The following is a 13,741-nucleotide window of genomic DNA, read 5'->3' as shown; positions in this document are numbered from 1 at the left end:
CTATGGACGCGCTGTTCGGATTCCTCGGGAGCTACTGGTGGCTGGTGTTCCCGCTCATGGGCGTCGCCGGCCCGATCAGCGCGTGGTGGTCGAAGAACGCCAAGGAGCGACACCAGCGCCGCCTCGAGGTGATGCGGACGAAGGCCGAGCTCGCGCAGGCGACGCGTCACACGGATCCCGAGGCGATCGCCGAGGCCGACGCGGCCGGACGCACCCAGCGCCTGGCCCGCCTCATGGACACGCACGACGAGGTCTCGCGGCGCTGGCTCGACTACGAGCTCGACGCGGCGAAGCTCATCGCCTTCCCGACGATGAGCGACGGGCGGGATCCGCACACCGCCGCCTTCCTGCGCGCCAAGAAGGTGGCCGACGGGCTGCGCCCCGCCTCGGCCGAGGCCCGCGTCGACGCCGAGACATATGCGGAGTACCGCGACGCGGTGCATGACTTCGAGGTCGCGTTCGACATCGCCGAGCAGGAGGCACGGCGGGTGCGCGACACGGGCTTCACGGAGTCGGAGCGACAGCGGCTGACCCGCGCACAGCACATGCTGAGCGTCGCGGTCGATCAGTCGGCGACGGCCGCCGAGCGGCAGACCGCCTACCGCCGGATCCGCGAGGAGCTCGACGGGCTCATCGTGCTCTCCGACGCGGCCGAAAGCGAGCTGCGGCAGCGCGTCGCCGGCGAGCTCGAGGCCTGAGCCGCTCCCCTCCGACACAACGCAGTCGATCGGGGGCGGATCGCCCGGAATCGGCCCTGTGCGCGGCTCCGGCGGCCGAATCGACTGCGTCGTGTTGGACGGCGTCGCGACATCCCTTGAGAATTCTCTCCCACCGCTGTCGAATCGGTGGAGGCGCGTTCGTTGCATCAGTGAGGATCGCCGAACGCGCGATCGACGGGAGCAGGGATCATGACGCGCTATCTGATGTCGGTCATCGGACCGAGCGACTACACGGGCTTCGGCACGTACGCGACGGAGGAGGAGATGCGGGAGGCGATGGCGGCCACGCGCGCCTTCACCGACCGGATCCGCGAAGACGGCGCGCTCGTCTTCGTCGGCGGGCTCGAGGCGCCGGCGACCGCGACGGTCGTCGACGGCCTCGGCGACGAGCCGCTGTTCACGGACGGCCCGTATGCGGAGTCCAAGGAGGGTCTGAACGGCCTCTGGGTCGTCGACGTGCCCGATCTCGACGCCGCGCTGAAGCTCGCGAGCGAGGCCTCGCACGTCTGTCGCGGACGCATCGAGGTGCGCCCCTTCGCGGCCGAATGACCGACGCCGACGAGGCGATCGCCCGCGTGCACCGCGACGAGTGGGCGCGGGTCGTCGCCGGCCTCGCGAGGCGCTTCGGCGACCTCGACATCGCCGAGGAGATGGCGGCGGAGGCCTTCGCGACGGCGGTCGAGCGCTGGCCGGCCGAGGGGATCCCACCCAATCCCGGCGGGTGGATCACGACGACCGCCCATCGCCGGGCGCTCGACCGCCTGCGGCGCGAGGCGCGACGCGACGAGAAGCAGCGGGAGGCCCTCATGATCGCCGACGACTCCCCTCCGGATCCGACCGGAGCGATCGACGACGATCGGCTGCGCCTCGTCTTCACCTGCTGCCACCCCGCGCTCGCGATGGAGGCGCGCGTCGCCCTCACACTGCGGATCGTCGGCGGGCTCACGGTCGCCGAGATCGCGCGCGCGTTCCTCGTGAAGGAGCAGACGATGGGCCAGCGCATCACGCGCGCGAAGGCGAAGATCTCGGCCGCGCGGATCCCCTATCGCGTCCCTGAGGAAGAGGATCTGCCGAAGCGGCTCGCGGGCGTGCTCGCCGTGCTGTACCTCGTATTCACAGAGGGACACCTGACGTCGGGCGACGGACCGGATCCGATTCGGCAGGACCTCGCGGGCGAGGCGATCCGGCTGACGCGCCTCGTCCGCGCGCTGCTGCCGACGGGATCCGCCGAGCGCGCCGAGGCGACGGGGCTGCTCGCCCTCATGCTCCTCACCCACGCGCGCGCCGCCGCACGCGTCGCGACGGACGGATCCCTCGTGATCCTCGCGGAGCAGAACCGCGGCGCGTGGGATCGCGCGCTCATCGACGAGGGCCTCGCGCTGCTCGAGGAGGGCGTCGCCGGGAGATACGGCGTGCTCGCCCACGTGAACGCCGTGCACGACACCGCGCCGCACGCGCGCGACACCGATTGGGCGCGGATCGTCGCCCTCTACGGATCCCTCGAGCGCATCGATCCGAATCCGATCGTCACGATGAACAAGGCGATCGCCGTGTCCGAGGCCGATTCCCCGGACCTCGCGCTCGCGATCGTCGAGCGGCTGCGCGATCGGCTCGACGGATACCACCCCTTCCACGCGACGCGCGCGGAGCTGCTGCGCGCGGTCGGGCGCCCGGCGGATGCGCGCGCCGCCTATGACCGGGCGATCTCGCTGGCCTCGAACGCCGCCGAGATCGACCACCTCACCCGCCGCCGGGCGCAGCTCGCAGCAGCACCCCCGCAGGATCCCTCATCGAACGGAGCGACATCATGAGCAGGCAGTTCCTCATCATCCACATGACCGACGAGACCGGTCGCCCTCTGACACAGGACGTCGACCGGCGCATGCTCGAGGCCTGGCTGGCCGACGGCGAGGACAGGATCGGCCCCGGATCCATGGTCGCCGGCGCCGATCAGGCGAAGTCCGTCACCGTGCGCGACGGCGAGGTCCTCATCACGGACGGCCCGTTCCCCGAGTTCCGCGAGTGGTTCGCCGGGTACGACCTGATCAGCGCGGAGTCGATCGACGACGCCGCGGCGCTCATGGCGAAGCACCCGACGGCGCCGCAGGGGCGGATCCTCGTGCTCCCCGCCGTGGACCTCCCGTGGGAGCACGAGGCGGCCCCGCCATCGGCCGAGGTCCTGGACGCCGGCAGCCCGCCGATCGTCGACATGGGGACGTGGGAGGCGTCGCGAGCGGAGCTTCTCGCCCGGGAGAAGGCCCACACCCGCGAGGGCGACGCGATCGCCGCGGCCCGCCGTCGCCTGCCGATGGTCGAGATCGACGGGGCGACTCCGGTCGTCGGACCGGACGGCCCCGTGCCGTTCCTCACCCTCTTCGGTGAGCGCGACGAGCTCCTCGTGTACAAGCACATGTGGCACGACGGCGCGCCCCATCAGGGCCAGTGCGAGGGGTGCACGCTCTTCGCGTGGCACATGCGCGACGCGTCCTACCTCGCCGCGCGCGGCGTCGCCTTCGCCGTCCTCTGCGAAGGCCCGTGGGACGAGATCGCCCCGTTCCGCGACTTCATGGGCTACTCCGAGCCCTGGTATTCGGTGCGCGGGCTCGAGGCGCCGATCGGCGGCGACATGGGCCGCATCACCGTCTTCCTCCGGAGGGGCGATCGGGTGTTCCTCACCTACGACACGACCGGTCGCGGCACCGAGCCGGCGAGCGGATCCTTCGCGCTGCTCGACATGACGCCGTACGGGCGGCGCGAGGCATGGCAGGAGGTGCCCGAGGGGTGGCCGGAGGGGAGTCACCCCTGCTGGTACTGGCGCACCGACGACGCAGGGCTCGGCGGCTTCGGTCCGACGAGCCGGCCGACGCCGCAGTGGACGCGGCCCGGCGCGACCCCCGTGACGGAGCAGGGACGCGCGCATCATCACTGACCGCGCCCGCGTACTCTGGAGGGGATGAACGAGACTCCCGAGACGGCCGACCGCGCGCGCACGCAGAAGGGTCGGGAGCGCTCGACGCCCCTCGCCTCGCTCGACGAGGCGTTCCGGCGCTATCGCACCCCGCCGGCGAACCAGGTGCTGATCCGCCGCATCGTCGAGAGCACCGATGTCGCGAGCCTCGTCGGCTTCGACACCTACTTCCGCGTGAACCGTCGCGGCGGCGGGCCCGCGCTCGAGGTGCACGCGGGGTACACCAACGGGTTCCGGTCGGAGTCCGACGTGATGCGACGGGCGGGCGAGACCGAGCGGTGGCCGAGCCGCCGCTTCCAGGGCGCGTGGGGCGTCACGCACCCCGAGGCCGCCCCGGTCGTCGAGAAGAAGCCCGCCCGGCGCAGCCCGCGGCAGAGCGCGCCGCGCCAGTCGGCCCCGCGCCCGTCCGCGCGGCAGGCCGCCCCCGAGCGTCCCGAGGCGATCTGCCCGACCTGCTTCATGGTGCTGCCGGCGACGGGCATCTGCGACACCTGCGACGCCTGAGGCGCTGCTCTCCGGGCACGCCGCCCGGCGCCGAGCATCCGGCGCCCTCCCACACAACGCAGTCGATCTGCGCCGAGCCCGTGGCGCCGAGCAGACCGGGCGCCCCAGCACAACGCAGTCGATCTGCGCCGGGATCGTCGCAGAAGGGCCCCGGTGACGCTGCGGCGGCCGGATCGACTGCGTTGTGCTGGTCGCCCGCGTGCGAGGATGACGAGGTGACCGCCTCCCCCGACATCGCCGAGTTCTGGCGCGCCGCCCGCGCCGCCGTCCCGACGCTCCCGGCGGATCCGCCGCCCGCGGACCGCGTATGGGGCTTCGGCGCGACACCCGAGCATGCCGACGGGCTGCTCGCGCTCGTGCTCGACGGCACGAAGACGGGCACGGCCAGCGACCTGTGGGGATACGAGGCCGACGGTGACCCGCTCCCGCAGCTGGGCCAGCTCGACGTGATCCTCGACGGCTCCGGCGCCCCGCGCGCCGTGCTTCAGAACACCTCGGTCGAGATCGTGCCCTTCCGCGACGTCACCGAGGAGCACGCCTTCTCCGAGGGCGAGGACGACCGCACGCTCGCCTCATGGCGCCGGATCCACGAGGACTTCTTCACGCGCTACGCGAGCCACGACCGCGGCTTCCGCGACGACATGCCGATCGTCTGCGAACGCTTCCGCCTGGTCTACGCCGGCTGAGCGCCCGCCTCCCCGAGACAGCGTCAGCACAACGCAGTCGATTCGGCGCCGATCGGCCAGATTCCCGACCGATCGCGCTGCGCACCGCTGCATCGACTGCGTTGTGCTGCTGCCGCGCCACCGCGCCGCCCGCGCTGCGGGAATCGGTGGAGGGGTTGACGCGCCGTAGGTTCTGTGGTTCATTAGTCGAGTAATGAACCACAGAACCCCGGGAGGGCGTGACATGGACGAGAGCAAGCCGCTCTTCGTGCAGATCGCCGAGATGGTCGAGGACCAGATCGTCGACGGCTCCCTCGCCGAGGACGAGAAGGCCCCGTCGACGAACGAGATCGCCGCCTTCTCCCGCATCAATCCGGCGACGGCCGCGAAGGGAGTGAACATGCTCGTCGACAAGGGCGTGCTCTACAAGCGCCGCGGCATCGGCATGTTCGTCGCCGTCGGCGCCCGCGAGCAGGTGCTCGCCGAGCGCCGCGCCGCCTTCGCGGACAGCTACATCGCCCCGCTCATCGACGAGGCCCGGAAGCTCGGACTCGGGCCCGACGACGTCGCCCAGCTCATCCGCGAGCACGCGACCCCCTCACCGTCCTGACCTGCGGCGCCGCCGCCCATCCAAGGAGACCCCATGGACCCCGTCATCCAGGTCCGCGACCTCACCAAGACCTACAGGGACACCACGGCCCTCGACAGCGTCAGCTTCGATATCGAGCGCAACACGATCTACGGCCTGCTCGGCCGCAACGGCGCCGGGAAGACGACCGCGATGTCGATCCTCACGGCGCAGAACTTCGCGACGAGCGGATCCGTGCGCGTCTTCGGCGAGGATCCCTATGAGAACGCCCGCGTCCTCAGCCGTGTCTGCTTCGTGCGCGAGAGCCAGAAGTACCCCGATGAGGCGGACGCGAGGATCGCGTTCCGCACGGCGCGGCTGTTCTTCCCGAACTGGGACCAGGGCCTCGCCGACGAGCTCATCGACGACTTCCAGCTGCCGATGAAGACGACGATCAAGAAGCTCTCGCGCGGCCAGCTGTCGGCCGTCGGGGTGATCATCGGGCTCGCATCGCGCGCCGAGATCACGTTCTTCGACGAGCCCTACCTGGGCCTCGACGCCGTCGCGCGGCAGATCTTCTACGACCGCCTGCTCGCCGACTACGCCGAGCACCCCCGCACCGTCATCCTGTCGAGCCACCTCATCGACGAGATCTCGAATCTCATCGAGCGCGTGCTCGTGATCGACAAGGGGCGGATCCTCATGGATCAGTCGACGGACGACGCGCGCGACCGCGCGACGAACCTCGTCGGCGAGCGCGATCTCGTCGAGCGCTTCGTCGGATCCCACGAGGTGCTGCACCGCGAGGGCCTCGGCCGCACCGCATCGGTCACCTTCCTCGGGCGCCTGACGGACGTCGAGCGCCGCGAGGCGGCGAGCGCGGGCCTCGAGCTCGCGCCCGTGCCGCTGCAGCAGCTCATCGTCCGCATGACGCAGCGCGATGCCGCCACCGACTCCCCCGCCACGGAAGGAGCACTGCGATGACCACCGCCCACCCCCTCGAGGCGCTGCCCGCCCGGCGCGGCCTCGGCAGCCGCACACTCAAGGTCGTGCGCCTGCACCTCATGAACACCCAGTCGCTCGTATGGGTTCCCCTGCTGATCCTCGTCGCGGCGGCGGGCATCTCCGCCCTGATCTTCGCGATGATCCCCGGGGACGACGTGAAGGTCGCCGGTGCGGGGAACGCGCCCATGTGGTACTTCCTCGCGCTCGGGATCCAGGCGATGACCCTGTCGTTCCCGTTCTCGCAGGCGCTGAGCATCACGCGCCGCGAGTTCTTCCTCGGCACACTGATCATGGGGGCGATCGGCGCCGCGATGATGGCGACGATCTTCATCCTGCTCGCCGGCGTCGAGGTGCTCACGAACGGCTACGGCGTGAACGGTCGCGTCGCGCACCTCGACTGGATCTTCGTCCCTGGCTGGGTGTCGGCGTGGCTGACGTACTTCACCGCGACGCTGTTCCTCTTCGTCGTCGGCTTCTGGTCAGCCGTCGTCTACAAGCGCTTCGGATGGTTCGTCATCACGGCCGTCTATGTGCTGCTCGGCCTCGCGCTCGTCGTCGGGATCTTCGCCATCACCCGCACGGAGTCGTGGCCGTCGGTCATGGGCTGGTTCGCCGACGTCGGGGTGTTCGCGATCACCCTCCTGGGTCTCGCGCTCACGGCCGTCACGGCCGTCGGCACCTACGCCACCCTCCGCAAGGCGACGGTGTAGAAGTCAGTCCCGCTCCGCCGCCTGCCTGTGGTGCTGGATGACCTCGGCGACGACGAAGCGGAACCACTTCTCCGCGAAGGCAGGGTCGAGCTCGGCGTCCTCCGCCAGCTGATGCAGCCGGGCGATCTGGCGCTCTTCGCGCGCGGGGTCGCTCGCCGGCAGGTCGTGGTCGGCCTTGAGCTCGCCGACCTGCTTCGTGCAGCGGAAGCGCTCGGCGAGCATGAAGGTGAGCGCGGCGTCGATGTTGTCGATGCTCGCGCGCAGGCGCAGCAGGGTGGCCATGGGGTCGTCGGACGCGTCGCTCATGGGGAAAGCGTATCCGGGGAGGCCTGCCCGCTCGGAATGTCGGAGGCGCCGGATAGCGTGGGTGGGTACAGGGAGGCCATCCATGACAGACCAGACCACGCCGCTCGACGAGTCGGAGCTCGCCTCCGCGCACGAGGTGATCGACGACATCTCCGCCTCCTACGCGGCCAAGATGGTCGGCCAGGAGCAGCTGCGCACGAGCCTGCTCGTCTCGCTCATCGCGGGCGGGCACATCCTGCTCGAGTCGGTGCCCGGCCTCGCGAAGACGACGGCGGCGTCCACGCTCGCCGACACCGTCCAGGCATCGTTCCGGCGCATCCAGTGCACGCCCGACCTCATGCCGAGCGACATCACGGGAGGCCAGATCTACGACGCGCAGGCGGGATCCTTCCGCACCGTGCTCGGCCCCGTGCACGCGAACTTCGTGCTGCTCGACGAGATCAACCGCTCGAGCGCGAAGACGCAGTCGGCGATGCTCGAGGCGATGCAGGAGCGGCAGACGACGATCGGCGGCGAGGTGCACCGGCTGCCGCGGCCGTTCCTCGTCATCGCGACGCAGAACCCCATCGAGCAGGAGGGCACCTACGAGCTGCCGGAGGCGCAGCTCGACCGCTTCCTGCTGAAGGAGATCGTCACGTATCCGAGCCCGCAGGAGGAGTTCGAGGTGCTCACGCGCATCGACTCGGGGGCGCTGGATCCGGATCGGCACGTCGCGTCGTCCGCGTCGCTGGCCGATGTCGAGCACCTGCAGAGGACGGCCGCGCGGGTGCACGTGAGCGACGCGATCCGCAACTACATCGTGGGCCTCAGCTACGTCACGCGGAATCCGGCGCCGTACATCGGCGAGGAGCGCGCGCGGTACATCAAGTACGGCGCGAGCCCGCGCGGGTCGATCGCGTTCCTGCAGGCGTCGCGCGCGCTCGCGCTGCTGCAGGGCCGCACACACGTCATCCCGGAGGACGTGCGCGCCCTGCGCTATGTGGTGCTGCGCCACCGGGTGCTGCTCACGTTCGAGGCCGAGGCCGACGGCGTGCGCAGCGAGGATCTCGTCGACGCGATCTTCGCGGCCGTGCCGACCCCCTGATCCGCATGACCGCCCTGCTCACGCCGGTGAAGAGTCGCCTCTTCATCCACACGCGCCTCGCCTCGTCGCATCCGCTCGACGGCGCGTACGCGTCGCTGCAGCGCGGGCGCAGCCTCGACTTCGAGGACCTGCGCGAGTACGAGCACGGCGACGATGTGCGCGATGTCGACTGGCGGGCGTCGGCGAAGCACGGCGAGCTGCTCGTGAAGCGCTCGCGCGCGACGCGCATGCACACGGTCCTGTTCGCGGTCGACACGGGCCGCGGCATGGCGGCGCTCTCGCCCGATGAGCGCCGGAAGAGCGAGCTCGCGATCCTCGCGGTCGGGGCGCTCGGCCTGCTCGCGACGCGACACGGCGACGATGTGTCGATCCTGCACGGCGACGCGGCGGGCGTGACGCGGCTGCCCGCGCGCCGCTCGGAGGGCGCGCTCGAGCACGCGCTGCGGGCGATCCGCGACGCCACGACGTCGTCAGGGGCGGCGAGCTCCCGCGAGGCGCTGCTGTCGTCGATCGTGCGCACGATCCGGCGCCGCACGATCCTGGTGGTCGTCACAGGCGAGGATCCGCTCACCGCCGACGACGAACGCCTCCTGCGCCGCCTGCGGGTGCAGCACGACGTCGTGTGGATCACGGTGCGCGATGCGGATCCCGTGCTGCCGCTGCGCTCGGACGCCGCCCGGCGTGACGCCGACAGCGGATGGGAGGTGCCGGGGTTCCTGCACGGCGATGCGCACGTCGCGCGCGACCTCGCCGAGCAGCGCGCCCGCGCCGACGCGCACCGGGCACGCCTCCTCGACGGCCTCGAGATCAGCCACGCGGCGCTCGACCACGCCGACACCGCCGTGCCGCGGATCCTCTCGATGCTCGCGAGGAGGCCGCATGCCCGGCGCTGACGAGCTGTACCCGCCCGTGCAGTACGACGGCTGGTGGCTGCTGCTCGCGGTCGCGATCCTCATCGCCCTCGCGGCCGGGGCGTGGATCGTGTGGGCCCTCACGCGTCCGCCGCGGGCGCGCCCGGCGGCCCCGGCGGCGCCCCTCGGCGCGCAGCTCGACGCCCTGCGCGAGCGCTACCTGGCGCAGATCGCGCGGGTCGAGGGCGCATACGGAGACGGCGACCTCTCGGCGCGCGACGCGAACGCCGAGCTCAGCCGCCTCACCCGCGCATTCGTCAACGAGTACACGGGAGTCGAGACGCCCGTCCTGCCGCTCGACGAGCTGGCGGCCCGCGGCGCGAGCCCCGACCTCATCGACGCGCTGCGGCGCCACTACTATCCGAGCCTGTTCCGCCGCGGCGCGCCGGTGGATCCGGCGGCGGGCGCCGACGCGGCACGGAAGGTGGTGACGGGATGGCACTGAGCACCCCGTGGATCCTCCTCGTCGTCGTCGGCGTCGCGATCGCGGCCGTCGCCGCCGGGCTCCTGTGGGGCGGACGCAGCTCGCGCGCGGCGGCGCCGGATCCGGCGTTCGTCGCCCGCGCGGAGCGCCTGCGCCGCCTGCCCTCGGTACGACGCGCGACGCGCCTGCGGGTGCTCGCGCTGAGCGCCGTCCTCGTCCTCGGGGCGTGCTCCGCCGTCGCGGCCGGCGTCGTCGCGGCACGCCCCCTCGCGGCGCAGACGATCGTGCCCGAGAACCACAGCCGTGACGTCATGCTCTGCCTCGACGTGTCCGGCTCGATGAACGACGTCGACGTCGAGATCCTCGACGTGTTCGGCGAGCTGACCTCCGGCTTCGACGGCGAGCGCATCGGCCTCACGATCTTCAACTCGTCGCCCGTGCAGGTGTTCCCCCTCACCGACGACTACGACTTCGTCGCGCGGCACCTCTCCGGGCTGCGCGAGAGCATCGAGCAGGGCACGGCGGGCGGCGAGATCCCCGAGCACTGGGTGGGCACTCTCGACGGCCCCGGATCCTCGCTCATCGGCGACGGCCTCGCGGCGTGCGCCCTCCGCTTCGATCACGCTGACGACGAGCGCTCGCGGTCCGTGATCCTCGCCACCGACAACGAGACCGTCGGCGACACGATCGTCACCCTCGCCGAGGCGGCGGCCTACAGCGCCGAGCGCGGCATCCGCGTGTTCGCCCTCAACCCGATCCAGGACGGCGAGTCCGAGCCGAGCAGGCGGCTCGCGCAGGCGGTCGCCGAGACGGGCGGCGCCGCCTATGCGCTCCGCGGCGAGACGACCGTCGGCGACATCATCGCCGAGATCGAGACGCAGGAGGCGCGGGCGCTCACGGCACGCGCCGAGGTGGTCCGGACCGATGCGCCGGCCCCCTGGATCCTGATCCTCCTCGTCGCGGGCCTCGCCGCCGTCGTGATCGCGTGGAGGGCGCGCGCATGAGCGTCCTCCCGATCCTCCACCCCGCGGCCCTCGCCCTCATCGTGCTGCCCGTGCTCGGCATCGCGGCCTGGGCGCTCGTCCGCGCCCACGGCGCCGCGTCGCGCGCCTCGTGGGGACTGCGGATCGCCCTCGTCCTCGCGTGCGGGCTGCTGGCTCTGCGGCCGGGCATCCCCGATGGCGCCGCCCGGACGGTCGCGACCGACGTCGACGTCTTCCTCGTCGTCGACAGCACGACGTCGATCACGGCGGAGGACTGGGGCGACGGCGAGCCCCGGCTCGCGGGCGTGCGGGCCGATGTGCGGCGCATCGTCGACGCCTACCCCGGCGCGCGGTTCTCCCTCATCACCTTCGACAATCAGGCGTCACAGCGCCTGCCCCTCACGACCGACACGGCCGCGGTCGAGTCTGCGCTCGAGGTGCTGCGCCCGCCGACGACCCTCTACGCGCGCGGATCCTCGATCGGTCAGGCCGCGCCGCTGCTCGCCGAGGCGCTGCGGGGCACGGCCGCCTCGGCGGCCGCCGAGGATCGCTCGCGCCTCGTGTTCTACTTCGGCGACGGCGAGCAGACGGCGAGCGCCGATCCCGAGTCGTTCTCGCCCGCCGCCGAGTGGGCAGACGGCGGCGCCGTCTTCGGATACGGGACGGCCGACGGCGGCCCGATGCGCACCGTCTCGGGCGGGGTGGGGGCCGACGAGGCGTACATCCAGCACGAGGGCGCGCGCGCCCTCTCGATGATCGACGAGGAGAACCTCGAGGCGATCGCGGGTGACCTCGGCGTCACGTATGCGCACCGCACGGCGGGCGCCGAGCCGGTCCTTCCCGAGGCGCCGACGACGTCGATGTCGGTGACGAGCGGCGAGACGCTCGGGGCACGCACCGAGGTGTCGTGGGTGGTCGCCCTCGTGGTCGCCGCGCTCCTCGCGGGGGAGCTCGCGCTCGGCGCCGCCCGCCTGCGTCGGTCCGTCCGCGACACCCGCCCGCGGAAGGAGGCGGCATGACGAACGTCGAACCGGCCGCCCGGCGACGCCGCGCGCGCGTATGGATCGGTGTGGCGAGCCTGCCCGTCGTCCTCATCGCGCTCGGGCTCGTCGCGAAGATCCTCACGATGTACGCGTTCGCGCACGCCTCCGTCGCCGCGCACGTCCGGGGCGACGCGCCCGCGGCGATCGCGGCGGCCGAGGGGCTGCAGCCGCTGAACTGGTTCGAGCCGTGGAAGGCGCCCTACGACCTCGGAGTGGGCCTCGCCCGCGCCGAGCACCTGGGCGAGGCGCGCGCCGAGTTCGAGCGCGCCCTGCCGCTCGCGACGGGTCTCGACGTGTGCCCCGTGCGGATCAATCTCGCCCTCGTGCTCGAACGCATGGGCGACGCGGCGCGGTCCGACGATCCCGCCCGCGCGTCCGCGCTGTACGACGAGGCGCTCGCGCTGACGCTCGAGACGCCCGAGGAGTGCCGTTCCGACGAGGCGCGCGAACAGTCGCCGGATCCGAGCCGCGACCCCGCGGAGGCGCTCGACTCGCTCGTCGACCGCCTGCGCGAGAAGCAGTCCGACGGGCCGCAGGAGCCCACGACCGACGACGGCGACGAGCCCACCGAGGCGCCGGACGACGGCGACCTGGGAGACATCGAGGATCTCCTGCGGGACGGCCAGGAGGCGCGCGACGATCGTGAGCGCGGCGGCGAGGGCGGATCCGGCGAGCCGGAGGTGGACAGGCCGTGGTGACCGACGAGCGGAACGACCGGGATCCGCGGCCGCATGCCGGCCAGCGCATCTCGCGCGACTATGTGCACGCGCATGCGGGGGCGCCGCCCGTGCCCCCGCCGGGCGGGTATCGCGGCGAGCGCCGCTTCCCCGACCATCCCGTCTTCGGCGACGCGCTCGTGCCCGCCGCGGCACCGGCCCCGCGCCCCCGCGCGCACCCGCTCGGCTGGGTCGCGCTGCTGGCGGCGGCCGTCTTCGGCGTGATCCTCCTCGGTGCGATCGTCTCGGGCGCGACGCACCTCGTGTTCGGCACGACGGTGGTCGCCCTGCAGCTGCTCGTCGTCGCCGCCATCGCGGCGGCCCTCGCCATGCCGCGGGGGCGGATCCTCGGCGCCGCGGCGCTCACCCTCGCACTCGTGTGCAACATCGGCACCGCGGGGGCCGCGGGGGCGCTCGTGCAGTCGGCGACGGGCGACTACACGGGCGGGCTCACCCAGGAGGATCGCGAGCGCCTCGGCTACCCGGGCATCGACGGCCTCGATCCGGCGTCCGTGCTCGCGGCCCCGTCGCTCGAGGACGTCGAGTCGCACACCGCCGAGCTGTCGGAGCGGATCCGCACCCGCCTGTCCGACGAGTTCGGATACACGTGGGTGCAGACGGCCGACGCGCAGATGCGGCCCGAGCGCAACGGGTTCGGCGGCGAGTCGCTGCTGCAGCAGTACATCTCGCCGCGCTGGCGCACCGAGCAGCCGATCCACGACGACGCCGAGAAGCGCGCCGTCATGCAGGAGATCGACGCCGTTCTCGCGGCGGAGGGCGACTACTACGAGCTGTACGCCCTCAACGAGCCGGACGGCTCGATCGACGACGCCACCCTCGAATCGCTCTACGGCAGCGCGGATCCGCGCGAGCAGGCCGTCTGGGAGTACGCCACCCAGCGCATCACCGCGAGCGGTCTCGGCGGTCCCGAGCCGACGCTGCTCTACGCGAGCATCATCGACCTCGCGAACGACACCTCCGGCGACTTCCGGGCCCGCGAGGAGGCCACGGCCGAACCGGGCGCCCCGCTCGAGGGCCTCGACCTGATGTTCCTCAGCCGGCAGCTGCTGTCGGAGGCCGATCGCGACGCGTTCGCCGCGGGCACGGGCGGCTGACCCACACCGTTCGTATGACG

The 13,741-nt window shown here is 72.3% G+C and carries 17 protein-coding genes; 16 read left to right on the top strand and 1 reads right to left on the bottom strand.

The window, feature by feature from the left end; all coding sequences use genetic code 11:
• Positions 1-2 precede the first annotated feature (2 nt).
• The 9 genes from GB932_RS15530 to GB932_RS15490 all read left to right on the top strand — a co-directional run bounded on the left by GB932_RS15530 (position 3) and on the right by GB932_RS15490 (position 7,139).
• The gene (locus GB932_RS15530) at positions 3-698 is read left to right on the top strand and encodes a hypothetical protein (protein ID WP_156761580.1); all 696 of its coding nucleotides are present in this window, start codon (positions 3-5) and stop codon (positions 696-698) included.
• Positions 699-908: 210 nt separating this feature from the next.
• Positions 909-1,268 carry a YciI family protein gene (locus tag GB932_RS15525; protein ID WP_156761579.1) on the top strand — a complete coding sequence of 120 codons (360 nt, stop codon included), beginning with the start codon at positions 909-911 and terminating at the stop codon, positions 1,266-1,268.
• Positions 1,265-2,530, top strand: coding sequence for an RNA polymerase sigma factor (locus GB932_RS15520; RefSeq protein ID WP_156761578.1), 1,266 nt, complete (start codon positions 1,265-1,267; stop codon positions 2,528-2,530). The genes GB932_RS15525 and GB932_RS15520 overlap by 4 nt, the downstream gene beginning before the upstream one ends.
• Complete coding sequence (locus GB932_RS15515) at positions 2,527-3,648, top strand: DUF899 family protein (RefSeq protein ID WP_231916248.1); 1,122 nt, start codon at positions 2,527-2,529, stop codon at positions 3,646-3,648. The genes GB932_RS15520 and GB932_RS15515 overlap by 4 nt, the downstream gene beginning before the upstream one ends.
• A 24-nt stretch (positions 3,649-3,672) precedes the next feature.
• Positions 3,673-4,191 (top strand): lysozyme family protein, encoded by a 519-nt coding sequence (locus GB932_RS15510; protein WP_156761577.1) that lies wholly within the window; start codon positions 3,673-3,675, stop codon positions 4,189-4,191.
• 215 nt (positions 4,192-4,406) lie between these two features.
• Positions 4,407-4,877: an ASCH domain-containing protein gene (locus GB932_RS15505; protein WP_156761576.1), complete on the top strand. Its 471-nt coding sequence runs from the start codon at positions 4,407-4,409 to the stop codon at positions 4,875-4,877.
• Positions 4,878-5,100: 223 nt separating this feature from the next.
• Positions 5,101-5,466 (top strand): GntR family transcriptional regulator, encoded by a 366-nt coding sequence (locus GB932_RS15500; RefSeq protein ID WP_156761575.1) that lies wholly within the window; start codon positions 5,101-5,103, stop codon positions 5,464-5,466.
• 33 nt (positions 5,467-5,499) lie between these two features.
• Entirely contained in the window at positions 5,500-6,408 is a 909-nt protein-coding gene (locus GB932_RS15495) for an ABC transporter ATP-binding protein (protein WP_156761574.1), read from the top strand.
• Positions 6,405-7,139: a hypothetical protein gene (locus GB932_RS15490; RefSeq protein ID WP_156761573.1), complete on the top strand. Its 735-nt coding sequence runs from the start codon at positions 6,405-6,407 to the stop codon at positions 7,137-7,139. Before GB932_RS15495 ends, GB932_RS15490 begins: the two co-directional genes overlap by 4 nt.
• A 3-nt stretch (positions 7,140-7,142) precedes the next feature.
• Here GB932_RS15490 and GB932_RS15485 read toward each other — a convergent pair whose 3' ends face one another.
• The gene (locus tag GB932_RS15485; protein ID WP_156761572.1) at positions 7,143-7,445 is read right to left on the bottom strand and encodes a chorismate mutase; all 303 of its coding nucleotides are present in this window, start codon (positions 7,443-7,445) and stop codon (positions 7,143-7,145) included.
• An 82-nt stretch (positions 7,446-7,527) separates the two neighbouring features.
• On the opposite strand from GB932_RS15485, the gene GB932_RS15480 reads away from it, so the two are divergent.
• From GB932_RS15480 to GB932_RS15450, 7 genes are read left to right on the top strand one after another with little or no spacing between them, the layout of a single operon-like run.
• Complete coding sequence (locus tag GB932_RS15480) at positions 7,528-8,529, top strand: AAA family ATPase (RefSeq protein WP_156761571.1); 1,002 nt, start codon at positions 7,528-7,530, stop codon at positions 8,527-8,529.
• Between the two features lie 5 nt (positions 8,530-8,534).
• Positions 8,535-9,422: a DUF58 domain-containing protein gene (locus tag GB932_RS15475; protein ID WP_156761570.1), complete on the top strand. Its 888-nt coding sequence runs from the start codon at positions 8,535-8,537 to the stop codon at positions 9,420-9,422.
• A complete protein-coding gene (locus GB932_RS15470; RefSeq protein WP_156761569.1) occupies positions 9,409-9,885 on the top strand; it encodes a hypothetical protein in 477 nt (158 codons plus the stop codon). The genes GB932_RS15475 and GB932_RS15470 overlap by 14 nt, the downstream gene beginning before the upstream one ends.
• Positions 9,876-10,868, top strand: a complete 993-nt coding sequence (locus GB932_RS15465; RefSeq protein ID WP_231916247.1) for a vWA domain-containing protein — start codon at positions 9,876-9,878, stop codon at positions 10,866-10,868. Before GB932_RS15470 ends, GB932_RS15465 begins: the two co-directional genes overlap by 10 nt.
• On the top strand, positions 10,865-11,866 hold the full coding sequence (locus tag GB932_RS15460; protein ID WP_156761568.1) for a VWA domain-containing protein: 1,002 nt from the start codon (positions 10,865-10,867) through the stop codon (positions 11,864-11,866). Before GB932_RS15465 ends, GB932_RS15460 begins: the two co-directional genes overlap by 4 nt.
• The gene (locus GB932_RS15455) at positions 11,863-12,588 is read left to right on the top strand and encodes a hypothetical protein (RefSeq protein WP_156761567.1); all 726 of its coding nucleotides are present in this window, start codon (positions 11,863-11,865) and stop codon (positions 12,586-12,588) included. Before GB932_RS15460 ends, GB932_RS15455 begins: the two co-directional genes overlap by 4 nt.
• Positions 12,582-13,721: a hypothetical protein gene (locus tag GB932_RS15450; RefSeq protein WP_156761566.1), complete on the top strand. Its 1,140-nt coding sequence runs from the start codon at positions 12,582-12,584 to the stop codon at positions 13,719-13,721. Before GB932_RS15455 ends, GB932_RS15450 begins: the two co-directional genes overlap by 7 nt.
• Positions 13,722-13,741 lie beyond the last annotated feature (20 nt).

It is taken from the genome of Microbacterium karelineae, assembly GCF_009745985.1.
Taxonomy (GTDB): Bacteria; Actinomycetota; Actinomycetes; order Actinomycetales; family Microbacteriaceae; genus Microbacterium; species Microbacterium karelineae.
This window is presented reverse-complemented; position numbering and strand designations above follow the sequence as displayed.